Annotated in this window: 9 protein-coding genes; all 9 read left to right on the plus strand. The window is 77.0% G+C overall.

The window, feature by feature from the left end:
- Positions 1–116 precede the first annotated feature (116 nt).
- The 9 genes from ACFVGY_RS27545 to fabD all read left to right on the plus strand — a co-directional run bounded on the left by ACFVGY_RS27545 (position 117) and on the right by fabD (position 25,205).
- Entirely contained in the window at positions 117–5,666 is a 5,550-nt protein-coding gene (locus ACFVGY_RS27545; RefSeq protein ID WP_385681822.1) for a beta-ketoacyl synthase N-terminal-like domain-containing protein, read from the plus strand.
- Between the two features lie 58 nt (positions 5,667–5,724).
- Entirely contained in the window at positions 5,725–5,964 is a 240-nt protein-coding gene (locus tag ACFVGY_RS27550) for a phosphopantetheine-binding protein (protein WP_385681824.1), read from the plus strand.
- Complete coding sequence (locus ACFVGY_RS27555; protein WP_385681826.1) at positions 5,961–7,304, plus strand: beta-ketoacyl synthase N-terminal-like domain-containing protein; 1,344 nt, start codon at positions 5,961–5,963, stop codon at positions 7,302–7,304. The genes ACFVGY_RS27550 and ACFVGY_RS27555 overlap by 4 nt, the downstream gene beginning before the upstream one ends.
- An 18-nt stretch (positions 7,305–7,322) precedes the next feature.
- Positions 7,323–8,576 (plus strand): hydroxymethylglutaryl-CoA synthase family protein, encoded by a 1,254-nt coding sequence (locus ACFVGY_RS27560; protein WP_385681828.1) that lies wholly within the window; start codon positions 7,323–7,325, stop codon positions 8,574–8,576.
- Positions 8,573–9,331, plus strand: a complete 759-nt coding sequence (locus ACFVGY_RS27565; protein ID WP_385681830.1) for an enoyl-CoA hydratase/isomerase family protein — start codon at positions 8,573–8,575, stop codon at positions 9,329–9,331. Before ACFVGY_RS27560 ends, ACFVGY_RS27565 begins: the two co-directional genes overlap by 4 nt.
- Positions 9,328–10,122: a polyketide synthase gene (locus ACFVGY_RS27570; protein WP_385681832.1), complete on the plus strand. Its 795-nt coding sequence runs from the start codon at positions 9,328–9,330 to the stop codon at positions 10,120–10,122. The genes ACFVGY_RS27565 and ACFVGY_RS27570 overlap by 4 nt, the downstream gene beginning before the upstream one ends.
- Before the next feature lie 74 nt (positions 10,123–10,196).
- On the plus strand, positions 10,197–16,412 hold the full coding sequence (locus tag ACFVGY_RS27575) for an SDR family NAD(P)-dependent oxidoreductase (RefSeq protein WP_385681834.1): 6,216 nt from the start codon (positions 10,197–10,199) through the stop codon (positions 16,410–16,412).
- Positions 16,413–16,434: 22 nt separating this feature from the next.
- Positions 16,435–24,285: an amino acid adenylation domain-containing protein gene (locus tag ACFVGY_RS27580; protein ID WP_385681836.1), complete on the plus strand. Its 7,851-nt coding sequence runs from the start codon at positions 16,435–16,437 to the stop codon at positions 24,283–24,285.
- 32 nt (positions 24,286–24,317) lie between these two features.
- The gene (gene fabD / locus ACFVGY_RS27585; RefSeq protein ID WP_385681838.1) at positions 24,318–25,205 is read left to right on the plus strand and encodes an ACP S-malonyltransferase; all 888 of its coding nucleotides are present in this window, start codon (positions 24,318–24,320) and stop codon (positions 25,203–25,205) included.
- Positions 25,206–25,208: the final 3 nt, after the last annotated feature.

The following is a 25,208-nucleotide window of genomic DNA, read 5'->3' on the forward strand; positions in this document are numbered from 1 at the left end:
CGCGGGCGGGCGGGGCCCGCGGGGCCGGGGGCGCCGGGGGCGCCGGGGCGCGCCGGGGCGGGGGGGGGGGCCCCCCCGCCCCCCCGGCCGCCGCCCCCCGGGGGGGCGGGCGGCCGGTGTTCCCGGCCGCCGCCCAGATCGACCTCGCACTGACCGCCGCCGGCCGGCAGGCCGGGGGCCCGGCGGCCGGCCTCGCCGACCTGGCGTTCCACCGCACCGTGGAGGTGGTGAACCCGGTCGAGCTGCGGGTGGAGATCGAGGACGGACAGGTCCGGGTGGTCTCCACCGAGGTCCACTCCCAGGCCCGGCTGTCGGCCGGCGCACCGGAGCGACCCGCCCCGCTCGACCTCGCCGCACTGCGCGGCACGTACCCGGAGTCGGCGGAACCCGCCGCCCTCTACCGCTACTTCGCGGACAACGGCGTCGGCTACGGCCCGGCCTTCCGGGTCCTGCGCGAGCTGCACCACGGCCCCACCGGAGTGCTGGCCCGGGTCGCCGCCGCGCCGGAGTCCCCGGACGGCGAGACCGTCTCGCCCTCCGTCCTGGACGGCGCCCTCCAGTCCGTGATCGGCTGCGTCCTGCGCGAGGACCTGGCCGGCGAGACCTTCATCCCGTTCGCCGTCGACGAGCTGACGGTGCACGCTCCGCTCCCCGACCAGGTGTGGGTCAGGGTCAGCCCGCAGCGGCTCGCCGGCGGAGGCCGCCGGGTGCGCCGGTACGACGTGACCGTCGCGGCGGAGGACGGCGCCGTACTGCTGACGCTGCGCGGCCTCGCCCTGCGCCCGGTCACCGCGGCCGCCGCGTCCGGTGCGCCCGGTGCGCCAGCCGTGCCCGCCGTGCCCGCCGTGCCGCAGGACGTCCACCTGTTCGCCGCCGTCGAGCAGGAGTTCACCCTGCCCGGCCAGGACGCCGCCCCGGCCGCCGGACCGCTGGTGCTGATCGGGGACGTCGCCCTCGACGGCGCCGACCTGGTGCTCCCCGAGCCCGCCGACCCGGACGCCGCCGCGGCGACCGGCGCCGAGCTGGCCGCGCGGCTGCCCGCCGGCGGCGGACGGCCGACCATCGTGTGGCCGGCCGCCGACGGCGACCCGCACTCCGCTCCCGCGGCCACCGCCGCCGACGGAGCCCTGCGGGTCCTGGCCCTGCTGCGGGCCCTGTTGCGCCCGCTCGGCCGGCGCGGCGCCCACCTCGTCGTCCCGTACCCGGCCGGATCCCCGGCGGGCGCGGTGACCGGCGGCGGTCTCGCGGCGCTCGGCCGCTCGCTGGCCGGGGAGAACCCCCGCTTCGACCTCACCGCCCTCGCCGTCGAGGACGGCGCCGGACCGGCCGGGCTGCGCCGCGCGCTCGACGCCCTGACGGTGCGCGTGCCGCTCTCCCGGGCGCTGACCGTCGCGGCCGACGGAGGGCTGAAGACCACCGTCCTGGCACCGCTCACGCCCGCCGCCGGCTCCCGGCCCGTCCTGCGCCACGGCGGCCGCTACTGGATCCACGGGATGGGACGCCTCGCCGTCCTCCTCACCGAGCACCTGCTCGACCGCTACGCCGCACGGATCGTGCTCACCGGCCGGTCGGCCGCCGACGGCGCGCGCGGCGAGGAGCTGCGCCGGCTCGCCGACCGGGCGGCCCGGACCGGCGGCTCGGTCGAGTACCTGCGGCTGGACCCGGCCGACCCGGCCGCCGTCGGCGACACCGCCCGGCGGATCGCGGCCACCGGTCCCGCCGTGAACGGCGTCTTCCACTGCGCCGGGGTGCTGCGCGACGGGTACGTCCTGCGCAAGACGGTCGCCGACGCACGCGAAGTGATCGTCCCCAAGCTGGTCGGTGCGGCCGAGCTCGACACGGCGACGGCCGACTGGGACCTGGACTGCTTCGCCGTCTTCTCCTCCGTGTCGGGCGCCCTCGGCAGCGCCGGCCAGGCCGACTACGCCTTCGCCAACGCCGCCGCCGACGAGCTGGTCCGCCGCCGCGCGGACCGGGCGGGCCGGGGCCGGTCGGTGTCGATCGCCTGGCCGTTCTGGGCGGACGGCGGGATGCGCCCGGACGGGCCGGCCCAGGAGGAGCTGGCCGCCCTCGGCATGCGGGCACTGCCCACCGGAGCCGGGCTCGCCGTACTGGAGTCCCTGCTCGCCGGTCCCGCGCCGGCGCCCGTGGTGCTGTACGGCGACCGGGAGGCGCTGCTCGCCGCCTTCCCGCTGCTGACCTCCGAGGCCCCCGCCGCCGTCTCGGCCGACGGTACGGCCGCCCCCGAACCCGCGCCCGTCCCGGAGCGGGCGGCGGCCCCTGCCGCCGGGCCGGCCGAGGACGTGACCGGTGTCCTGCACCGGCGGCTGGCGGAGGTCGTGGCCGAGGCGACCCGCACCCCCGTCGAGGACGTCACCGCCGACCGCCTCTTCGACGACCTGGGGATCGACTCCCTGCTCGCCATCCGGGTCGTCGAGCTGCTGGAACAGGACTTCGGGCGGCTCTCCAAGACCCTGCTGTTCGAGTGCCGTTCGGTGGCGGAGCTCGCCGAGTACCTGAGGGAGGAGCACCCCGAGCGGTGCACCGCGCTCGCGGGCGGACCGGAGGGGACCGCCCCGGCGGCGCCCGCCGCCGCGGCCGAGGCAGCCGCACCCGCCGCACCCGTCGCGCCGGTCCAGGCCGCCGCACCCGTCGCGCCGGCCGAGGCCGCCGTGGTCGCCGTGGCCGCCTCCCCGGCGGGACCGTCCGCCGACGACCTCGCCGACCCCCGGGCGGTCGCCGTCATCGGCGTCGCCGGACGCTTCCCCGAGGCCGACGGCCTCGACCAGCTGTGGCGGAACCTGACGGAGGGCCGCGACAGCATCACCGAGGTCCCGGCCGACCGCTGGGACGCCGAAGCCCTCTACGACGCCGACAAGACCCGCGTCGACCGCACCCACACCAAGTGGGGCGGATTCCTCGACGGGGTGGAGAACTTCGACGCCGCGCTCTTCAACATCTCGCCCCGCGAGGCGGGGATCGTCGACCCGCAGGCCAGGCTGTTCCTGGAGACCTGCTGGGCGGCCCTCGACGACGCCGGCTACACCCCGGACCGCCTGGTGACCGCCGCCGAGGACCCCGTCCACAAGCGCGACGTCGGCGTGTTCGTCGGGGCGATGTACGGCGAGTACCAGCTCCACGAGGCGGAGGAACGGCTCAGGGGCAACCCCGTGCTGGCCAACAGCGCCTACTGGTCCATCGCCAACCGGGTGTCCTACTTCTTCGACTTCCAGGGCCCGAGCGTCGCCGTCGACACGGCCTGCTCCTCCGCGCTCACCGCCGTCCACCTGGCGGTCGAGTCGCTGCGCGCGGGCACGTCGCGGGTGGCGATCGCGGGCGGTGTCAACGTCCTCATCCACCCCAACAAGTACTTCATGCTCGGCCAGGGGAGGTTCGCCTCCAGCGACGGGCGCTGCCGCAGCTTCGGCGCCGGCGGCGACGGCTACGTCCCCGGTGAGGGCGTCGGAGCCGTGGTCCTCAAGCCGCTGCGGGACGCGCTGCGCGACGGCGACCACATCCACGCCGTGATCCGTGGCAGCTCCGCCAACCACGGCGGCCGCACCAACGGCTACACCGTGCCCAACCCCCGCGCCCAGGCCGACCTGGTAACGAAGGCGCTGCGGGACGCCGGCCTGACCGCCCGCGACCTCGACTACATCGAGGCGCACGGCACCGGCACCTCGCTCGGCGACCCCATCGAGATCCGCGGACTCGCCTCGGCGTTCGCCCGGGACGGCGTCAAGGGTCCGGGTAGCCTCCCGATCGGTTCGGTCAAGTCCAACGTCGGCCACCTGGAGTCGGCCGCCGGGTCGGTGGCGCTCGCCAAGGTGCTGCTCCAGCTGCGCCACCGCACCCTGGTGCCGTCGCTGCACGCCACCCCGCCCAACCCGGAGATCGACTTCGACGGGGTCCCGTTCAGCGTGCAGCAGCAGCTCGCACCGTGGCGCACCCACGACGGCGCCCCGCGCCCGCTGCGGGCCGGGATCAGCTCGTTTGGCGCCGGCGGCGGCAACGCCCACCTCATCGTCGAGGAGGCGCCCGCACCCGCCCCGCGTCCGGCGGCCGACCGCCGGGAGCCGCTGGTACTGTTCCTGTCGGCCCGGACGGACACCGCGCTCGCCGCGTACGCCCGGGACCTGAGGGACCATCTGCTCCGGGCCCGCTCCGCCGGCCACGAGCCCTCGGCGGCCGACGTCGCCTTCACCTTCGCGGTCGGGCGCGTCGACCTGGCCCGCCGCGCGGCCCTGCCGGCCGACTCCCTCGACCTGCTGCTCGCCGGTCTGGACGCCCTGGCAGAGGGCCGGCCGCAGCCCGCCCCGCCGGCCGGCGAAACGGTCGCCGCCTGGCTCTCCGGCCGGCGCATCGACCGCGAGGCCGCCTCCGGCTCCGCCTCCGTCGGCCGCCGCATCCCGCTGCCGCACTACCCGTTCGAACGCGTCCGCTGCTGGTACGACCTGCAGATCGCCCACCTGCACCGGCAGGGCCTCGGCAGCGCGGGGCGGGAACCCGCGTTCGCCCGGAGCCACCTGCGCGACTTCGGCCGGGCCCCGTCCGACCGGCCGCAGCCCGCCGACGCCGTGCCGGTCGTCGAAGCCGTGCCGGCCGCCGCCTCCACAGCCGTACCCGCCCGGGCAGACGTTCCGGCCGCCGTACCCGCGCCGGCTGCCGCGTCCGCAGCCGTACCCGCCCTCACCCTGCGCGGTGCGGGCGCGCCGGCCCGCCGGCCGGCCACCGCACCCGACCCGATGGAGAAGCCACAGATGACCAGCGACCGCAAGATCACGCTCCGGCCGCTCGCCCCGGCCGCGGCCGTGACCACACCCGCGGCCCCGGCCCCGGCGGCCCCCGCCGCCCCTCCCGCCCCGGCTGCCCCGGCGGCCCCCGCCGCCCCGGCCGCCCCGGCCGCCCCGGCCCCCGCCGCCGTACCGGCGGGCCGTCAGGAAGAGGTCGCCGAGGAGGTCGCCCGGCTGCTCGCCGGTGTGCTGTACCTCGAACCGGACCAGCTCGACCCGGAGGAGACCTTCCTGACCCTGGGCGTCGACTCCATCCTCGGCGTGGAGTTCGTCGCCGCGGTCAACGCCGCCTACCCGGTCGGCGTCAAGGCGACCGCCCTGTACGACCACCCGACGCCGGCCGCGTTCGCCCGGCACGTCGCCGCCTCGCTCGGCTCCTCCACCCCGGCTCCGGCCCCCGCCCCGGCCGCGGCGCCCGCCACGTCCACCGCGCCCGCCACGTCGGTCGTGGCCGTCGACCCCGCCCCGATCGCCCTGGCGCTGCGCGAAGAGCTGGCGCGGACGCTGTACTGCGAGCCCGGCGACATCGACGACGAGGCGAGCTTCAACACCCTCGGCCTGGACTCGATCCTCGGCGTGGAGTTCGTGGCCTTCGTCAACCAGACGTACGGCCTGGACGAGAAGGCCGGCATCCTCTACGACCACCCCAGCCTCGCCGCGCTGAGCCGCCACGTCGCCGGACGGGCCGCTGCGGCCCCGGCCCGGGCGGCCGCCCCGGCCCGCGCCGCCGCTGCGCAGCCCGCCGCCCTCCCGCTGCCGGTGCCCGGCGCCGGCGAGCCCTCCCAGGCGGACCTGGACGCGCTGCTCAGCGCCGTCCGCGACAACCGGCTGTCCATCGAGCAGGCGGTCACCCTGCTCGCCCCCCGGCACTGACCCCGACCTCCGGCACCCCCGCCGTCCGACCCGTACGAGAACCGAGGAACCAGACACCATGAGCCCCGACGAGATCTTCGCCGTCGTCCGCCGCAACCTGATCGACGTGCTCCCGGAGCTGACCGAGTCCCAGATCACGCTGGACCACAGCATGCGGGAGCTGGGCGCCAACTCCATCGACCGGATGGACGTGGTCATCGCCACCCAGGACGACCTCGGCGTCCGGGTGCCCGCCGAGCAGCTGACCCGGGCCAACGACCTCCGGTCCCTGGTCGCGGTGCTGAGCGAGCACGTGTGAGCGGCGACGCGCCCGCCGCCGCGGCGCAGCCGGTGGCGGTCACCGCGGCGGCGGTCCTCAGCCCGCTCGGCGACCGGCTGGACGGCTTCACCGCCGCCCTGCTGGCGGGGCGCAGCGCGGTGCGGATGCCGTCCGGCGACGCCGGCGGCTCCCCGGACGGGTGGCCGCTGCCCGTCGCGGCCCTCGACGACTTCGTCCTCGGGAGCTGGGCCGAGCGCCACCTCGCCGGTGACCCCGACACCGCCGCCCTGCTGCGGCGGGTCGCCGGCCGGGCCGCGCTGCCGGCGAGGACCGCGGCCTGCGTGGCGCTGCGGGCCGTGCTGGACGCCGGACTGGAGCCCGGCGGCGCGTGGGGCGAGGAGACCGCACTGCTCGTCGCGGGCAGCAACCTCGCCCTCGCGCACCAGGCCGCCACCGTGCTCGGGCACCACGGTGCGCCGGGACGGCTGCGGGCCTCGTACGCCCTGACCCACCTCGACGTGGACGTGGTCGGCGCCGTCAGCGAGGTCACCGGCGTCCGCGGCGAGGGCTGGACGGTGGGCGGCGCGTCCGCCAGCGGCACGATCGCGCTGCTCCAGGGCGCCCGGATGATCGCCTCGGGATGGGCGCGCCGGGTCCTGGTGGTGGCGCCCGTCGCCGAGCTGTCCCCGGTCGAGGCGGAGGCGTTCCGCCGCACCGGGGCGATGGCCCACGAGGCGCTGCGCGGTACGCCGGAGCGGATGTGCCGGCCGTTCGACCGCGACCGCCAGGGGTTCGTCCGGGGCGAGGCCGCCGCGGCCGTCGTCCTGGAGTCCGCGGCCGGCGCACGGTCCCGCGGCGCCGAGGTGCTCGCCGAGGTCGCCGGCCACGGACAGCGGCTGGACGCCCGCCGGGGCACCGAGCCGGACGCCCGGGGCCAGGTCGCGGCGATGCGGGCGGCGCTCCGCTCGGCCGGCCTGACCGCGCAAGAGGTCGACTACGTCAACGCGCACGGCACCGGCTCGGTGCTCGGCGACGAGGTGGAGGCCGCGTCGCTGCGCGAGGTGTTCGGCGAGCGCCCCTCGTTGCGGATCAACTCCACCAAGCCGCTGACCGGGCACTGCCTGAGCGCCGCCGGGCTGGTCGAGGCCGTCGCGGTCATCGGCCAGCTGCGGGCCGGCAGCGCCCACCCCAACCCCAACCTCGACCACCCGGTGGACCCCGGACTGCCGCTGGTCGGCACCCGCGCCGAACGCCACCCGATGCGCACCGCCCTCAGCAACAGCTTCGCGTTCGGCGGCGTCAACGCCTCCGTCGTCCTGCGCCTGCCGGGCACCGCGCGCGCGGCCGCGCCGGCCCACCCGAACCCTGACCACACCTGACCTAGGGAGACCACCCCCATGAAGCCGGTCGGCATCGAAGCCATCAACGTCTACTGCGGAGAGACCTACGTCGACGTCCCCACCCTGTTCGCGGCCCGGCAGCTCGACGACAGCCGGATCGACAACCTGATGATGGCGCGCAAGAGCGTGGCGCTGCACTGCGAGGACGCCGTCTCCTTCGCGGTCAACGCCGCCAAGCCCATCGTGGACGCGCTGTCCGAGGAGGAACGCAACCGCATCGAGCTCCTGATCGTCGGTACGGAGTCCGGCGTCGACTTCGGCAAGTCGCTCGCCACCTACGTCCACGACCACCTCGGACTGCCCCGCTCCTGCCGCCTGTTCGAGACCAAGCAGGCGTGCTACAGCGGCACGGCGGCGATGCAGATGGCCGCGGCCGTCGTCGCCGCCAGCCCGTTCGACGGCGCCAAGGCCCTGGTGATCAGCAGCGACGTCGCCCGTCCCGTGCCGCACACCTACGTCGAGCCGAGCCAGGGCGCGGGCGCGGTCGCCATGCTGATCGGCGACGAGCCGGTGGTCGCCTCCTTCGACCGCGGCGCCAACGGCTTCCACAGCTACGAGGTGATGGACACCTGCCGCCCCGACCCGGAGGCGGAGGCCGGCGACGTCGACCTGTCGCTGCTCACCTACATCGACTGCCTGAAGGGCTCGTTCACCGACTACGCGCGCAAGGTCGAGGGCGCGGACCTGGTGGACAGCTTCGACCTGCTGGCCATGCACACGCCGTTCCCGGGCATGGTCAAGGGCGCGCACCGGGCCGTCCTGCGCAAGCTCAAGCGGATGTCCCCGCAGGCCATCGAGGACGACTTCACCGCCCGGCTGTCCGCGGCCGTCGAGTACCCCCGCCAGGTCGGCAACATCTACGCCGGCACCGTCTTCCTGGCGCTGGCCAGCACCATCGACAACGCGGTCATCGACCGGGAGCGCCGGGTCGGGATCTTCTCCTACGGCTCCGGGTGCAGCTCCGAGTTCTACAGCGCCGTCGTCACCCCCGAGTCGCAGCGGGCGGTGCGCGCCATGGGCATCCGCGAGGCCCTGGACGACCGCTACGAGCTGTCCGTGCCGGAGTACGACGAGCTGCTCACCGCCACCGCCGAACTGAAGTTCGGCGCCCGCGACTTCACCTTCGACCTGGACCGCTTCCCGCAGATCACCAAGGCCCGCTTCGGCGGCGGCACGAGCCGGCCCCGGCTGGTCCTGGAGGCCGTCCGCGACTACCACCGCGAGTACGTCTGGCTGGGGGCCGACCGATGAGCCGCCCGGACGCCGTGCGCGTCGTCCGCGGCCGCGGGCTGCTGCGGGCCGTGCTCGACCGCCCCGAGCGGCGCAACCCGATCGACGCCGAACTGCTCACCTCGCTCGCCCGGGCCCTCGACCAGGCCGAAGGCGACCCGGACTGCCGGGTGTTCGTCCTGTCGTCGACGGGCGAGGACTTCTGCGCGGGCACCGACCTGTCCGGCGGCGACCCCGCCCCCGAGCCGCTGCCGGACGGCGTCGAACTGCCCTACTGGACGCTGCTGGAGCGGCTGACCCGCAGCCCGCTGGCCACCGTCGCGGTCGTCGACGGCCGGGCCACCGCGGGCGGGGTGGGGCTGGCCGCGGCCTGCGACCTCGTCCTGGCGGGGGAGCGGGCCCGCTTCCGGCTCACCGAGGTGCTGGCCGGGCTCGTCCCGGCGATGGCGCTGCCGTTCGTCGCCCGCCGGACCGGCGAGCAGCGGGCGTTCGCGGCGACCCTGCGCGCCGAGGAGTTCGACGCCGGCGCCGCCCACCGGGCCGGCCTCGCCGACCTGGCCGGCCCGCGCGCCGAGGACCTGCTGCCCCCGGTGCTCGCCGGGCTCGGCCGGACCGACCGGAGCACCACCGCGGCGCTCAAGGACTACCGCGCCCGGCTGTTCCCCCGGGACGTCCGCCTGGGCCACGAGGCCTCGCAGCTGCTGGTCGAGCGGTTCGCCGCCCCGGGTACCGGGCAGCTGCTGGCGCGGCTGCGCGAGGCCGGAGCGGCGGCATGAGCGCGGTCACGGCGGGCACCGGCGCCGCCGCCGACGACGTGGTCCGCCTGTCCTGGGAGGGACCGGTGGCCGTGGTGCGCATGGCCGACCACGAGGGCCGCAACACCTTCGGCCCGGCCCTCAGCCGCGGCCTGGTCGACGCCGTCGACCGGGCCGTCGCCGAGGAACGCACCCGCGTCCTGGTGGTCGAGGGCATGCCCGAGCTGTTCTGCGCCGGCGGGTCCCAGCGGGAGCTGGTCCATTTCGCCCGGGGCGACGGCAGCTTCGACACCGACGACTTCTTCCGGGTCTTCGCCCGCTGCCCGCTGCCGGTGGTGGCCGCGGTACAGGGGCACGCGATCGGCGGCGGCCTGGTGCTGGCGCTCTACGCGGACCTCGCGGTGTTCAGCGAGCGGTCGGTGTACGCCGCCAACTTCATGCGCTACGGATTCACCCCCGGCATGGGCGCGACCCACCTCCTGCCCACCCGCTTCGGCCACCAGCTCGGCACCGAAATGCTCTACACCGCGCGCAACTACCGCGGCGCCGAGCTGCGCGGACGCGGGGCGCCGGTCCGGGTGGCGGCGCACGACGAGGTGCCGTCCACCGCCCACGCGCTGGCCGCCGGCATCGCGAACGCGCCGCGCGCCTCGCTGGAACTGCTCAAGCGGGACCTGGCCGCACCGCTGCTCGCCGCCACCGACGCGGCGATCGCGCGGGAGGCGGCCATGCACCGCACCTCCTTCCGGCTGCCCGAGGTGATGGACCGCATCGTCGGCGGCGACGGCGCCGCCGACCGCCAGCACCCCTGAAGAACCCCGCCGGCCGAGGGCCGGACCGCCGCCCGACCAGACCGACACCGCCGACGCGAGGACCGCGAGAACTGATGGACGCGAAAGAGATCCTGACCCGATTCAAGGACGGGGGCCTGGACCGGGCCGCCGCCCAGGCGCTGCTCGCCGGCCGGAGCCCGGCGGCCGCACCGCGGCCGTCCGCGCCCGCCGCCGCGCCCACCGTGCCCACCGTGCCCGCCGTGCCTGCCGTGCCTGCCGCGCTCACCGTGCCCGCCGTTGAGCCGGCGCCCGCGGCCGGGCCCGCGGCCGGGCCGACCGTGCCCCGCGCCGGGGCCGCGGCCGGCCGGCCCGAGCCCGTCGCGGTGATCGGCTACAGCGCGCGCTTCCCCGGCGCCGCCGACGCGGACACGTTCTGGCAGCGGATCCTGGACGGCGACGACCTGGTCACCGAAGTGCCGCCGGAGCGCTGGCGCACCGAGGAGTTCTACGACCCGGACCCGGCAGCCGAGGGCCGGTCCGTCTCCCGTTGGGGCGGCTACGTGGCGGACGCCGACCGCTTCGACGCGGAATTCTTCCGGATGACGCCCCGTGAGGCCGAGCTGACCGACCCCCAGGCGCGGCTCTTCCTCCAGGAGGCGTGGCGCGCGCTGGAGCACGCCGGCCGGGACGCCCGGTCGCTCGCCGGCGCCCGCTGCGGCGTCTACGCGGGGGTGATGCTCAACGACTACCAGGACCTGGTCGAGCGGGAGAGCCCGTACGCCCGGCTGCCCCAGGTGATGCAGGGCAACTCCAACTCCATCCTCGCCGCCCGGATCGCCTACCACCTGGACCTCAAGGGCCCCGCCGTCACGGTGGACACCGCCTGCTCGTCCTCGCTGACCGCACTGCACCTGGCCTGCCAGTCGCTGTGGCTCGGCGAGACCGACCTGACGGTGGTCGGCGGCGTCACGCTGTACCTGACCGAGCTGCCGCACGTGTTCATGAGCGCGGCCGGGATGCTGTCCCCCCACGGGCGCTGCCGCCCGTTCGACGCCGGCGCCGACGGCATCGTGCCGGGGGAGGGCTGCGCCGTCGTGGTGCTCAAGCCGCTGTCGAAGGCGCTCGCCGACGGTGACCCGGTGCACGCGGTGATCCGGGCCTCGGGACTCAACCAGGACGGGCGCACCAACGGCATCACCGCCCCCAGCGCCCGTTCGCAGGCCGCACTGGTCCGCGACACGCTGCGTCGCTTCGCCGTGGACCCGGCCGGGATCGACTACGTCGAGTGCCACGGCACCGGCACCCCGCTGGGCGACCCGATCGAGGTCACCGCGCTCAACGAGGCGTTCGCCGGCGCCGGGCTGGCGCCGGCCAGCGTGCCGATCGGGTCGGTCAAGGGCAACATCGGCCACACGTCGGCGGCAGCCGGCCTGGCCGGGCTGCTGAAGGCGGTCGGCGTGGTGCGCACCGGGCAGGTCCCGCCGTCGCTGCACTACGACCGGGCCAACCCGCAGATCCCGTTCGACCAGGGCCCGTTCACGGTCGCGGCCGAGCGCCACGAGCTGGCCGGCCCCGCCGGCGGCCGGCCCCGCCGGGCCACCGTCAGCTCCTTCGGCTTCAGCGGCACCAACGCCTACGTCGTCGTCGAGCAGGCTCCCGAGCCCGCCGCCCACCCCACCGCAGGCGACGGCGGCTCGCCCGTCCTGGTCCCGCTGTCGGGCCGGCGGGCCGACGCGCCCGCGGCCCACGCCGCCGACCTCGCCCGCTGGCTGCGCGGCCCGGGCTCCGACGCGGCGCCCGCCGACGTCGCCCACACCCTGGCCGTCGCCCGCACCCACCACCCGTACCGCTCGGCGCTGCTGGTCTCCGACCGGGACGAGCTGCTGGAGTCGCTGGACCTGCTCGCCGGCGGTTCGGCCGACCCGCGGCGCACCGACACCGCGCCCGACGCCGCCGCGCCCGACCCGGCCGTCCGCCGCGCCCAGGCCGCGCTGCTGGCCCGGCTGGTGGAGCGGGCGGGCGAGAACCCCGGGCCGGCCGAGCTGACGGCCCTGGCCAAGCTCTACGTGCAGGGCCACACGGTGGACTGGGCCGCGGTCAGCCCCGCCGCCCGGCACCGGCGGCTCTCACTGCCGGGCTACCCGTTCGCCCCGGAGCGCCACTACGTCGAGCGGGCCGCGCGCCCGACGGCCGCAGCCGCCGCAACCCCGGCACCCGCCGGGACCCCGCACGGGACCCCGGCCGAGCCGGCCACCGCCCACACCCCGGCCGGGACCCCGGCTGCCGCGCCGCTCACCGACCCGGTCCTGCACCGGCAGGAGTGGATCCCGGCCCCGCTGCCGGCCGCCGCACCCGCGCCCACGGCCCCGTTGCTGGTGCACGACCCGGCCGGCGACCTGGCGGCCGCCCTGGCCGCCACCGGGCTCGACGTCCACCAGCTGGGCACGGACCGGACCGCCGCCGAAGCGCTGCGGGCCACCGGCGCGCAGGCCGTCACCGTCGTGCTGCGGCTCACCGCTCCCGCCGACGGCGCTCCCGAGACCGCCGCGGACCTGGCGGCGTTCGAGGCCGCCCGCTCGGCGCTGGCGGTCCTGCGCACCCAGCAGCTCACCCTGCTGGCCGTCACCGCGGACCCGACCCGCGCCGACGCCGCCGGAGCGCTCGTCCAGACGCTCCGCCAGGAGAACCCCCGGCTCTCCGGCCGGGCGGTGCTGACCGCCGACGGCACGCCGGACGCGAGGCGGCTGCTCGCCGAGATCGCCGCCCCGGCCGCCGAGCACGGGCACCTGGCCGACCTCCGCTCCGCCGGCCGGCTGCGCCGGGTGCTGGCCCCCGCGCCGCTGCCCGGCACCCTCCCCGCCGCGCGCCGGGACGGCGTGTACCTGGTCAGCGGGGGCGCGGGCGGGATCGGCCTGGCGCTGGCCCGGCACCTGACGGACCGCCCCGGCGCCCGGGTGGTGCTCTGCGGCCGGACCGCGTGGGACGACCTGTCCGATGCGGCCCGCACCGCCGTGGCCGACGGCGAGCGCCTGCGCTACGTCCGGGCCGACGTCACCGACCCGGCGGCGGCCGCCGCGCTGGTGGCGGAGATCGTCCGGACCGAGGGCGCCCTGCATGGCGTCTTCCACGCCGCCGGCGTGGTGCGCGACGGCTACCTGGTGCGCAAGGACCCGCGGGACGTGGCCGACGTGCTGGCCCCCAAGATCCTCGGAGCGCGGGCGCTGGACGAGGCGACCGCGGCCCTCCCGCTGGACGCGTTCGTGCTGTTCTCCTCGGTGGCCGCGGTGACCGGCAACCTCGGCCAGGGCGACTACGCGTTCGCCAACGGCTTCCTGGACGGCTTCGCCACCCGCCGCGCCGAGCGGGTGGCGCGCGGCGAGCGGCACGGCCGGACGCTGTCGGTGCAGTGGCCGCTCTGGGACGTCCCGGGCATGAGCATTCCCGAGCCGGTGCTGGAGGTGGTGGCCCAGCACACCGGCATGGTGCCGCTGCCCGCCGCCGCCGGGCTCGCGGCCCTGGACCGCCTGCTGGCTGCGGACGGCCCCGAGGTGGTGTCGCTGTTCCACGGCGACGCCGCCAAGTGGCGGGCCCACCTGGCCGCCCTCCACCTGGAGAACGGCCCCGGTGCCGCGCCGGGCGCGGCCGTCCAGGAGCCCTCCGCCGCTCCTGCCGCCCCCGCCGTCGCGTCGGCCGGGTCCGCCGCGACGGACGCCACCCGGCGGGCCGAGCTGGCCGACCGGGTCAGCCGGACCGTGGCCGACACCCTCGGCCGCCCCGCGGGCAGCATCGGCGGCCACACCTCGCTGGAGTCGATGGGGCTGGACTCCGTCATGATCCGCACCCTCGCCTCCCGGCTCAGCGCCGAGGTGGCCCCGGTCGGGCCGGAGATGCTCTTCGGTCTGCGCGATCTGGACGAGCTGGTCGACCACCTGGCGGCCGGCCAGGAAGTCCCGGCCGAACCCGCGGCGACCCCGGCCGCACCCACGGCACCCGCTGCCCCCGCTGCCCCCGCAGCCCCGGCCGCACCCGCCCCCGCCGTTCCCGCCGCGGCACCGGCACCGGCACCGGAACCGGCCCCGACCGCCGGCGCCCGGCCGGCACCGTCCGACGACGACCTCTTCGCGATCGTCGGCATCAGCGGCCGCTACCCGCAGGCGCCCGATCTGGACGCCTTCTGGCAGAACCTGTCGAACGGCAAGGACACCACCTCCGACCTGCCCACCGACCGCTGGCCGGACGCCGGCGGCGTCCGGGCCCGGGGCCACTTCCTCGACGGCGTCGACGCGTTCGACCCGACGTTCTTCGGACTGTCCGCCCACGACGGCACCCTGCTCGACCCGCAGGAGCGGCTCTTCCTCGAAGTCGCCTGGGAGGCACTGGAAGACGCCGGATACACCGGCTCGCGCCTGCACGACCTGGTCGCGCCGGACGGCGAGCGCCGCAGTGTCGGCGTGTTCGCCGGGATCACCTCCAGCGACTACAAGCTGCTGGGCGCCGAGCGCTGGGCGGCCGGACACCGCGAGATGCCGTCCGGGCACTACTGGAGCCTGCCCAACCGGCTGTCCTACCTGCTCGACCTGCGCGGTCCGAGCCAGCCGGTCGACACCGCCTGCTCCTCGTCCCTGGTGGCGCTGCACCTGGCGCTCGACGCACTGCGCCGCGGCGAGTGCGCGGCCGCCCTGGTCGGCGGGGTCAACCTGTACGTCCACCCCTCCCGGTTCCGGATGCTGCGCCAGTCCGGCTTCCTGGCCGAGGACGGCCTGTGCCGCAGCTTCGGCGCCGGCGGAGCCGGCTTCGGCCCCGGCGAGGGCGGCGGTGCCGTCCTGGTGAAGCCGCTCGCCGCCGCCCTGGCCGACGGCGACACCGTGCACGCGGTGGTACGCGGCAGCGCGGTCGCGCACGGCGGACGGACCAACGGCTTCACCGCGCCGAGCCCGTGGGCACAGGCCCGGGTGCTCCGTGCCGCGCTGCGCGACTCCGGCACCGACCCGGCGACCGTCAACGTGATCGAGGCGCACGGCACCGGGACCGAACTCGGCGACCCGGTCGAGCTGGCCGGCCTCCAGGACGCGTACGGCTCCGGCTCCGTGCCCTGCTCGCTGGGGTCGGTCAAGTCCGCGGTGGGGCACGGCGAGTCGGCGGCCGGCATCGCGGCGCTGACCAAGGTGGTGCTCCAGCTCCGCCACGGCGAGCTGGTGCCCACCCTGCACGCCGACCCGGTCAACCCGAACCTGCGCCTGGAGGACACCCGCTTCGTCCTCCAGCAGACCCCGGGCCGGTGGGAGCGGCTGACCGGCGCGGACGGCAGCCCGCTGCCGCGGCGGGCGGGCATCAGCTCCTTCGGCGCCGGCGGGGTCAACGCCCACGTCATCGTCGAGGAGTACCTGCCCGAGCGGCACGGCCGGGCGGCCGGGGCCGCCGCCCTGCCGGGCCGTCCGGAACTGGTCCTGCTCTCCGCTCCGACGCGGGAGCACCTGGTGGCCACCGCCGACCGCCTCGCGCGCCGGCTGGAGGGCCCGGAGGCGCCCGCCGACCTGCGCGCGGTGGCGTACAGCCTGCGCACCGGCCGGGCCGCCATGGACTGCCGCCTCGCCGTGGTGGCGACCGACACCGCCGGCCTGGCGGCCACGCTGGGCGCCTTCGCCCGCCCGGCCGGCACCGGCGGGGGCGAGACCGCCGCGCGGTACGCCGACCTGCGGGACGGCCGCGGCGCCCACCGGGACCTGGACACGGTGCCGGAGACCACGGCGTTCCTCGCGGACCTGTGGCGCAACCGGCGCCTGCACCAGCTCGCCGAGCTCTGGCTGTCGGGCCTCGACATCGAGCGGGCCGCGCCCCGCGAGCCGGGCACCCGACTGGTCCCGCTCCCCACGTCGGCGTTCCTGCGGCGCCGGCTGTGGATCACCGACCCGGTCACGGCGGACACTGCGGCCGTACCGGACCCCCTGCCCGTGGCGGTGTCCGCTCCGGTACCGGCCCCCGCCCCCGAGCCCACCCCGGCAGCAGCGCCGGCCCCCGCAGCCGCCCCGGCCCCCACAGCCGCCGAGGCCCCGGCAGCAGCGCCGGCGGCGCAGCCGGCCGGCTCCGGAGAGCCGGCGACCGAGCTGCTGTCGCGCCTGGTCGCGGGCTTCGTACCGGACGCGGCGGGACCGATCGACCCCGACCGCACCCTGCTCGAACACGGCATCGACTCGATCAACCTGATGAACCTGCGCTTCGAGATCACCGAGCGGTTCGGGCGGACCCTGCCGCTCCAGCTGCTCAGCGAGTCGACCGTCCCCGCGCTCGCCGCCCACCTGTCCGCCGACCCCGCCCGCGACCGGGCCTGAACCAGAGAGTTGGCGCCACGCCATGACCATCCAGAGCAACCCCGCCGACCGGTACCAGCCCTTCCCCCTCACCGAGGTCCAGGAGTCCTTCTACGTCGGCCGGACGGCGGCCGGGAACACCGGCGGCACCCAGATCCACCTGGAGTTCGAGGCGGACCGCCTCGACGCGGCACGGCTGCGGCAGAGCTGGAACCGCCTCGTCGCCGACACCGACATGCTCCGCGCCCACCTGCTGCCCGACGCCCGGCAGGTCGTCCTGGAGGAGGTGCCCGAGTACCGGTTCGAGGTCCGCGACCTCACCTCGGCCGGCCCCGACGAGCTGCGCGGCTCCCTCGAGGAGATGCGCCGGCGGAACGCCGCCGCCATCGACCCGCACCGCTGGCCGCTGTTCGCCGTCGCCGCGGCCGAACTGCCCGGCGGGCGCACCAGGGTGATGCTCACCGTCGACGAGCTGATCGCCGACGGTCCCAGCGTCTCGCTGCTGCTCCAGGACTGGTACGCGCGCTACGGCTTCGGCGAGGAGCCCGGTCTCCCGGAGATCTCCTTCCGTGACTACGCGCTCGCCACCGGCGGCCGCCGCCCGTCCGAGGAGTCCCTCGCGTACTGGCGGGACAAGCTCGGGGCCGTGGACTTCGGCCGGCCGCTGCCGCTCGCCCGCCCGGACGCCGCGGACGCCGCGGACGCCGCGGACGCCGGGGACGCCGGGGACGCCGGTCCGGCCGCCGCCGCCGACGGCGAGCACCGGCGCATGACGCTCCACCTGGACCGCCAGGAGTGGGACCGCGCCAAGGAGGCCGCCCGCGCGGCCCGGGCCACCCCTTCGGCGATGCTGCTCGCGTTGCACGCCGCCGTCGTCCGCGCGGCCGGCAGCGGACCGCTCCCGCTGGTCCTCACCACCTACAACCGCCTCCCGGTCCACGCCGACGTGGCCCGCCTCGTCGGCCCGTTCCTGTCCACCTCGGTCTTCGTCGCCCCCGAGCCCGCCGGCACCCTGGGCGAGCTGGTCTCCGAGGTCAGCGGCCAGCTCTGGCGCGACCTGGAGCACGGCGAGGTCAGCGGGGTGCGCGCGCTGCGCGAACGCGCCCGCACCGAGCCCGGGCGCCGGGCGGTCCCGGTACCCGTCGTCTTCACCAGCCTGCTCGGCAGCATCGCCGACCAGCGGGCCGACGACCCCGGCAACTGGGCCGCGCGGGTCGACGTCGACGCATCCGCCACCCGCACTCCCGGGGTCCAGTTGGAGATGTGCGTCCAGGAGCGCGCCGGGGAGCTCCACGTGTCCTGGGACCACCTGCCCGAGGCGCTCGACGGCGCCGGGGTGCGGGCCGCCTTCGAACGGCTCGGCGCCCTGCTGCGCCGGGTCGCGGAGCTCGGTCCGGCCGTGTGGGACACGGACGTGCCGACCGCCGACGGCACCGAAGCCGCCGACGAGGCGTCCGGCACCACCGCCCGCCGACTGCCGCTCACGGAGGTCCAGTCGGCCTACCTGGTCGGCCGCCTCGGTGGCCTCGGCGGCGCCGCGGAGACCCGCGTCTACCAGGAGTTCCTGCTGGAGAACCACGACGTGGACGCCCTGGAGGCGGCCTGGAACAGGCTGGTCGCCCACCACCCGATGCTGCGCGCCGCCGTCCACCAGGACGGCACCCTGGAGGTCGCGCCGACCGTTCCCCACTACCGCATCGCCCGGCACGACCTGACGGGCCTGCGACCGGACGCAGAGCCGGGCACCGACGGTGCCTCCCCGGTCGAGCGGGCGCTGGCCGGGACCGCCGCCCGACTGCGCGGCGGCACCTTCCCCCTGGGCAGCCGGCCGATGTACGCGCTGGAGGCCAGCACCCTGCCGGACGGCACCACCGTCCTGCACGTCGTCCTGGACGCACTGCTCGCCGACGCCCGCTCCTTCGCGCTGCTGTTCGGCCAGCTGTTCGCGCTGCACGACGGCGACCGGTCGGTGCTGGACGTGCCCGCCGACCCGGCCCCGTACCTGCTCGGCCTGGCCGCCCCCGGTCAGGAGGGTCCGGCGGACGCCGCCCGGCTCGCCTGGCGGGAGAAGTTCGCCGCGCTGCCCGGCGGCCCCGCGCTCCCCGACCCGGCTCCGCAGGCCGCCCGGCTGCACCGCCGCACGGACCTCGGGTCCTGGCGGCGCCTCACCGAGCGGGCCGCCGCCATCGGTGTCCCGGCCGACATGGTGCTGCTGACCGCGTACACCGACGAGCTGCGCCGCGAGTTCGGCCCGGAGCCGTTCACCGTGACCGTGGTCTCCTGGGACCGGCCCGCCGGCCTGGCCCACGCGGACCGCATGGTCGCCGACTTCACCCAGCTGGCCTGGGTGGTGGTCGACGACACGCTGCCGGCCGACTTCGCGCAGCGGGCCCGGGAGCTGTGGGGCCGCGTCCGCGCCGACCTGGAGCGCGGCGAGGTGCGGCCCGGGCTGGCCGAGCTGCGCGGCCGGGTCTTCCGCTCCGGCGGCAGGCTGCGGCTGCCGGTGGTCTTCACCCGGGTGCCCGAGATCGATCCCGCACTGCACCCGCGCGGCGTACGGCTGCGCGAAAGCCAGTCGCAGACCGCCCAGGTCGCACTGGACCACGTCCCGCTGCTCGTCGGCGACGACCTGGTCGGCCAGTGGGACGCCGCCGAGGGTTGCCTGCCCGCCGACCGGCTGGACACCCTGTTCGAGGGCTACGCGCGGCGGATCCGCTCCTTCGCCGAGGCCGCCGAGGCCGCCGAGGCCGCCGAGCTCGCCGAGGAGCCGGGGGCGGCCGGCGAGCCGTCGCCGACCATGACCGGTCTGCTGACCGAGGCGCTGTCGCGCCACCCCGACCGCCCGGCCGTCCACTGGGACGGCCGCGTCGTCGACTACCGCGAGCTGGACCACCGTACGGCCCGGCTGGCCCACCAGCTGATCGCCTCCGGGGTCCGCCCGGGCGACCACGTCGCCGTGCACATGAACCGCTCCGACGACCTGGTGGTCGCGCTGGTCGGCATCGTGCGGGCCGGAGCCGTGTACGTCCCCGTCGACCCGGCCAACCCGCCGGAGCGGGTGCGCTACCTGCTGGAGGACAGCGGCGCGCGCGTGGTCGTCGCCGACGCGGCGCTGGCCGCCGTACCGGCCGGAGCCGGCGCGGTCGTCCTCTGCCAGGACCGCGAGGAGGACCGGGCCCTGCTGGCCTCCCGGCCGGTGACGCCCCCCCAGGTGGAGGTGGGGCCGGACGACCCGGTCTACACGATCTACACCTCGGGGACCACCGGCAAGCCCAAGGGCTGCCGCAACACCCACCGCGGCTTCGTCAACCGGGTCCTGTGGATGCAGGACCGCTTCCCGCTGGGCGCCGAGGACCGGGTCGCCCAGAAGACCCCGTACGGCTTCGACGTCTCGGCCTGGGAGTTCTTCTGGCCGCTGCTGGCCGGGGCGTCCATCGTGGTCGCCCGGCCCGGCGGTCACGTCGACCCGGGCTACCTCGCCCGGCTGCTGCGCGACGAGCGGGTGACGGTCGCCCACTTCGTGCCCTCCGTGCTCGGCCTGTTCCTGCGCGACCGGGCGGCGTCCGGCTGCGGGTCACTGCGGTACGTCTTCGCCAGCGGCGAGGCGCTCCCGGTCGCGACCATGAAGCAGTTCTTCCAGGTCCTGCCGGGCGGCGCCGAGCTGCACAACCTCTACGGCCCGACCGAGGCGGCCATCGACGTGACCCACTGGGCGTGCCGCCCCGACTGGGACGAGCCCACCGTGCCGATCGGCCGGCCGATCGCCCGCACCCGCATCCACCTGGTGGACGAGCAGATGGCACGGGTGCCGGACGGTACGCCGGGCGAGATCGTCATCGGCGGCGCGGGCGTCGCACTCGGCTACCACGGCCGGCCCGAGCTCACCGCCGAGCGCTTCGTGGCGTCGCCGTTCGCCGACGACCCGTCACCGCGCCTGTACCGCACCGGTGACCTGGGCCAGCTCGGCCCGGACGGCGAGATCAGGTACCTCGGCCGGATCGACAGCCAGTTCAAGCTCCGCGGCCTGAGGATCGAGCCGGAGGAGGTCGAGGCCGCACTCACCGACCTGCCCGGGGTGTCCGAGGCCCGGGTGCTCCCGGTCACCGACCCGGCCACCGGCGAGCAGGTCCTGGCGGCGGTGTGCGTCGAGGCGGACGGCAGCCTCGCCCCGGCCGTCGGGCAGCTGCGCCGCAGCCTGGCCCGTTCCCTGCCGCCGTACCTGGTGCCGAGCAGCTTCCGGTTCGTGGACCGGCTGCCGCTGACGGGCAACGGCAAGCTCGACCGGCGGGCCGCCGCCGCGCTCTTCGGCGACACCGGGCCGACCGCCCCGGAACCCGCCGCTCCTGCCGCCGCCGCTCCTGCCGCCGCCGCCCCCCAGGCTCCCGTTTCCATCGGCCACCCGGCCCCCGCCATCGAGGAGGACCCCGTGTACGACCCCCGGCCCGGACGACCCGAGGAGGGGACGGACGCGCTCATCGAGGCGGCCGTCGCCGACTGCCTCCGGCTGGAGGCGGTCGACCCGGACGCCGACCTGTTCGACCTGGGCGCCACCTCGTTCACGATGATCCGGCTGGCCCAGGAGATCGAGCGGCTGACCGGTGTCGCCCTGTCCGTGGACGCCCTGATCAGCGGGCCGACCGTCACTGCGCTGCTGGCCGCCGTCCGCGCCGGCCGGGCCACCGCCGGCCGGACCGAGCCCGAGACGGCCGCCCCGGCCGCCCCGGCCACCCCGGCCGGCCCGGAGGCCGACGCGGCGGCCGTGGCGGACCTGGCCGCCGGCCTGCTCGGCCTGCCCGAGGTCGACCCGGACGCCGACCTGTTCGACCTGGGCGCGACGTCGTTCACGATGATCCGGCTGGCCCAGACGCTCGCCGAGCGGTTCGGGGCGGACGTCCCGGTGGACGCCCTGATCCAGACCCCCACCGCCCGCGGCATCGCCGTCAGCCTGGCCCCCGCCCCGCAGGCCGCCCCCGCCCCGCAGGCCGTTCCCGCCCCGCAGGCCGTTCCCGCCCCGCAGGCCGCCGCTCCCGCCGCCCGGGCCGACATCCGGATCGCCTTCGACCCGCAGGCCAAGGCCGCGTTCAAGGAGGCCAGGGTCGCCGAGCGCCGGCTGCCCGGGTCGCTGGCCCGACTGCCGTTCCCGGCGGCCGGCCCCGAGCACCGGCGAGCGCTGCACGACGCCTCCGCCTTCCGTGAGTTCGCCGAGGCGCCGCTGCCCGGCGAGCGGCTCACCGAGCTGCTGAGCACCCTGGCCCGTGGCGAGCTCGACGGCCGCTCCAAGCACCGCTACCCGTCGGCCGGCGGCTTCTACCCGGTGCAGGTCTACCTGTACGTCAAGCCGGGCGCAGTGGAGGGCGTCGACGGCGGCCTCTACTACCTGCACCCGGGCGAGCGCGCCCTGGTGGCGATCGACCCGCAGGCCCGCTTCGGCACCGACGCCCACGTCTTCCACAACCGCGCCCTGGTGGACGCCGCTGCGTTCGGCGTCTTCCTGGTGTCCACCCCGGCGGCCATCGCGCCGGCGTACGGCGAGCGCAACGCCGCCCGGTTCTCGATGATCGAGGCGGGGCACGTCGCCCAGCTCCTGCTGACCGCCGCCCCCGAGCGCGGCCTCGGCATGTGCGCCGTCGGGGAAATGGACTTCGGCGCGGTCCGCGGGCACTTCGACCTCCAGGACGACCAGGAGCTGCTGGTCTCGCTGTGGGGCGGTGCCCTGGACGAGCCGGCGCTGCGCCGCCGCGCCGAGCTGGTCGCTGCCGAGCTGGCCGCCGCCGAGCTGGCCGCCGCCGAGCGGCCGCAGGAGAGCGGTCCGGTGTCGTCCGGCCCGCGCGCGGTGGCCGTGGTCGGCTTCGCGGCCCGGCTGCCCGGGGCGGACGACCTGCGCGGGCTGGACGCGATGCTGGCGGCCGGCGACTCGGGCCTCGGCCCCGCCCCGGAGGAGCGCTGGGCCCCGCTGCGCAGCAACGCCCGGCGCGCCGGTGCCCGGATCGGCGGCTACCTGGCCGACGTGACCGCCGTGGAGGCCGAGGAGTTCGGGCTCGCGGACGCCGAGGCGGCGGCCGTCGACCCGCAGGAGCGGCTGCTGCTGACGGTCACCCGACACTGCCTGGAGGACGCCGCGCTCACCCCCGAGCGGCTGTCGGAGACCGGCCAGGTCGGCGTGTTCGTCGGGTCGATGTGGCAGGACCACGCGCTGTACGGGGTCGAGGCCCGCGCCGAGGGCCGGACCGGCACCCACGCCACCCGCGGCGGGCTCGCGCACCGCATCTCGCACGCGTTCGGCCTGACCGGCCCGAGCCTGGTGATCGACACCGGCTGCGTCTCCGGGCTGGCGGCCGTCGAAGCGGCCTTCCGGGCCGTCGCCGACGGCCGGTGCGGGGCCGCCGTGGCGGCCGGCAGCAACCTCGTGCTGCACCCGGACCACCTGGACGTGCTCTCCGAGCTCGGCCTGGTCGCCGAGCACGAGGACTCCTGCGCCTTCACCGACCGGGCCAGCGGCTGGCTGGTCGGCGAGGGCGTCGGCGCGGTGCTGCTCAAGCCGCTGGACCAGGCCCTGGCGGACGGCGACCCCGTCCACGCCGTCCTGCGCGGCGGAGCGCTGCTGCACTCGGGGACGACCCGCCAGTTCGGGATTCCGGACCCGCGCCGCCAGGAGCAGGTGATGCGGTCCGCGCTCGCCGACGCCGGACTGACGGCCGGGGACATCGGCTACGTCGAGGCGGCTGCGGCCGGCGCGGCGCTGGCCGACGCACTCGAGTTCACCGCGCTGGGCCGACTGTTCGGCGCCACCGCCACCGCCACCGGGAGCGGCGACGCCGCGGGAGCCGGGAACGGCGCCGGGGCGGGCCGCGGGCCCGTGCCGGTCGGCTCGGTCAAGCCGAACACCGGTCACCTGGAGGCGGCCTCCGTCTTCGCCCAGCTCGGCAAGCTCATCGCCCAGTTCCGCCGTGACCGGCTCTACCCGACCCGGCTCACCTCGGCCGCCAACCCGGCCCTGGCCGCGTACGGCGGGTCCGTCGCCCTGGCCGGGCCGTCCGCCGACCAGTGGCGCACCGCGCCCGGTGGCACCCGCCGGGCCCTGGTCAACGGCTTCGCCGGCGGCGGATCGTACGGCAGCCTCGTGGTCGAGGAGCCGCCGGCCGCCGCGACCGCGACCGCGGCGGCGCCGACCGGGGCCGGCGAGGAGACCGAAGTCCTGGTGTTGTCCGCGGACAACCCGGAGAACCTGGCCCGCTGGGCCCGCTCCCTCGCCGAGGAACTGGACGGCGACCCCGCGCTCGGCCTCGCCGCCCTCGCCCGCACGCTGCGGGAGGGACGCGTGCAGCGCACCGTCCGCGGGGCGGTGGCAACCGACCGCGGCCGGGCCGCCGACGCGCTGCGCACGCTCGCCGAGCGCGTCCTGCGCGACGGCACCGGCGCCACCGTCGAGGCCACCGCGACGACGGCGGACCAGCGCGCCCTGGTGGCGGCCTGGTCGGCCGGCGACGCGCTCCCGCTGCCGGCCGCGTCCGCCGGGCCGCGCCGCCGGGCGCTGCCGCCGGTGCCGCTGGCCGTCCGCCGGGTGCCGCTCCCGGTGCCCGTCGTGCCGCCGGCTCCCGCCGCCGTGGCGCCGCGGTCGGACGACGGGCAGCAGCAGGACGGCGCGACCGGGGCCGGGCCGACGCCGTTCGAGCGGATGGCCGGCATCGTCGCCCAGGAGACCGGGGCGGCGCTGCACCGGCTCGCCCCCGCCGACGACCTGTTCGCGATGGGCGTCACCAGCCGCCAGCTGCTGCGGATCGCCGCCCGGGTGGCCGCCGACGGAGGCAGCGAGCTCCCGCTGGAGTCGCTCTTCACCGCCCCCGACCTCGCGGCCCTGGCCGAGCTCGCCTATCCCGCCGCCGTGCCCGCCTGAACGACCTCCCCCCGAGAAAGGAGCCAACGACGATGACCCGGATCTTCATGTTCCCCGGCCAGGGAGCACAGCGCGTCGGCATGGGCCGTACGCTGTTCGACCGCTTCCCCGAACTGGAACGGCAGGCCAGCGAGGTGCTCGGCTACAGCCTGCGCCGCTTGTGCCTGGAGGACCCCGAGGGAAGGCTCGGCAACACCCGCTACACCCAGCCGGCGATGTTCGCGGTGAACGCCCTCGCCCACCGGGCGGCCGTCGAGGACGGCGCCCGCCCCGACATCGCGATCGGCCACAGCCTCGGCGAGTACAACGCCCTGGAGGCGGCGGGCGTGTTCGGCTTCGCCGACGGCCTGCGGCTCGTCGCCGCCCGCGCCGCGGCCATGGCCGAGGTGGGCGGCGGAGGGATGAGCGCGGTCGTCGGGCTCACCGAGACGAAGCTGCGCTTCCTGCTGCTGCGCGCCGGATTCGGCACGCTGGACCTCGCCAACCTCAACACCGCGGCCCAGACCGTCCTGGCCGGGCCGGTGGAGGACCTGGAGGAGGCCGGACAGGTACTGGAGGACGCCGGCGCGCGCATGGTGCGCCGACTGGACGTCAGCGGTCCGTTCCACTCCCGGTACATGGCGCCCGCCGCCGCCGCGCTCGCCCCGGTGGTGCGGGCCGTCCGGCTCCGGCCGCCGGCCTTCCCCGTGATCGCGAACCGCACCGCCCAGCCGTACCGCGCCGAACTGGCGGCGGACCTGCTGCTCGAACAGATCGACCACCCCGTGCGCTGGCACGAGAGCGTCCGGGCCCTCCTCGACGAGCCCGACCCGGTGTTCACCGAGATCGGCGAGAGCACCGTGCTGACCAGCATGGTCCGGCAGATCAGGCGGGACGCCGAGCCCGCCGGCGCGGCCCTCCCGCGCCGGGCCGTCGCCTGAGGC

The sequence above is a fragment of the Streptomyces sp. NPDC127106 genome, assembly GCF_042677605.1.
GTDB lineage: Bacteria > Actinomycetota > Actinomycetes > Streptomycetales > Streptomycetaceae > Streptomyces.

Coding starts and splice junctions, on each gene's coding strand:
- ACFVGY_RS27550 (WP_385681824.1), top strand. CDS start 5,725: ATGAGCCCCGACGAGATCTTCGCCGTCGTCCGCCGCAACCTGATCGAC.
- ACFVGY_RS27560 (WP_385681828.1), top strand. CDS start 7,323: ATGAAGCCGGTCGGCATCGAAGCCATCAACGTCTACTGCGGAGAGACC.
- ACFVGY_RS27565 (WP_385681830.1), top strand. CDS start 8,573: ATGAGCCGCCCGGACGCCGTGCGCGTCGTCCGCGGCCGCGGGCTGCTG.
- ACFVGY_RS27570 (WP_385681832.1), top strand. CDS start 9,328: ATGAGCGCGGTCACGGCGGGCACCGGCGCCGCCGCCGACGACGTGGTC.
- ACFVGY_RS27575 (WP_385681834.1), top strand. CDS start 10,197: ATGGACGCGAAAGAGATCCTGACCCGATTCAAGGACGGGGGCCTGGAC.
- ACFVGY_RS27580 (WP_385681836.1), top strand. CDS start 16,435: ATGACCATCCAGAGCAACCCCGCCGACCGGTACCAGCCCTTCCCCCTC.
- fabD (WP_385681838.1), top strand. CDS start 24,318: ATGACCCGGATCTTCATGTTCCCCGGCCAGGGAGCACAGCGCGTCGGC.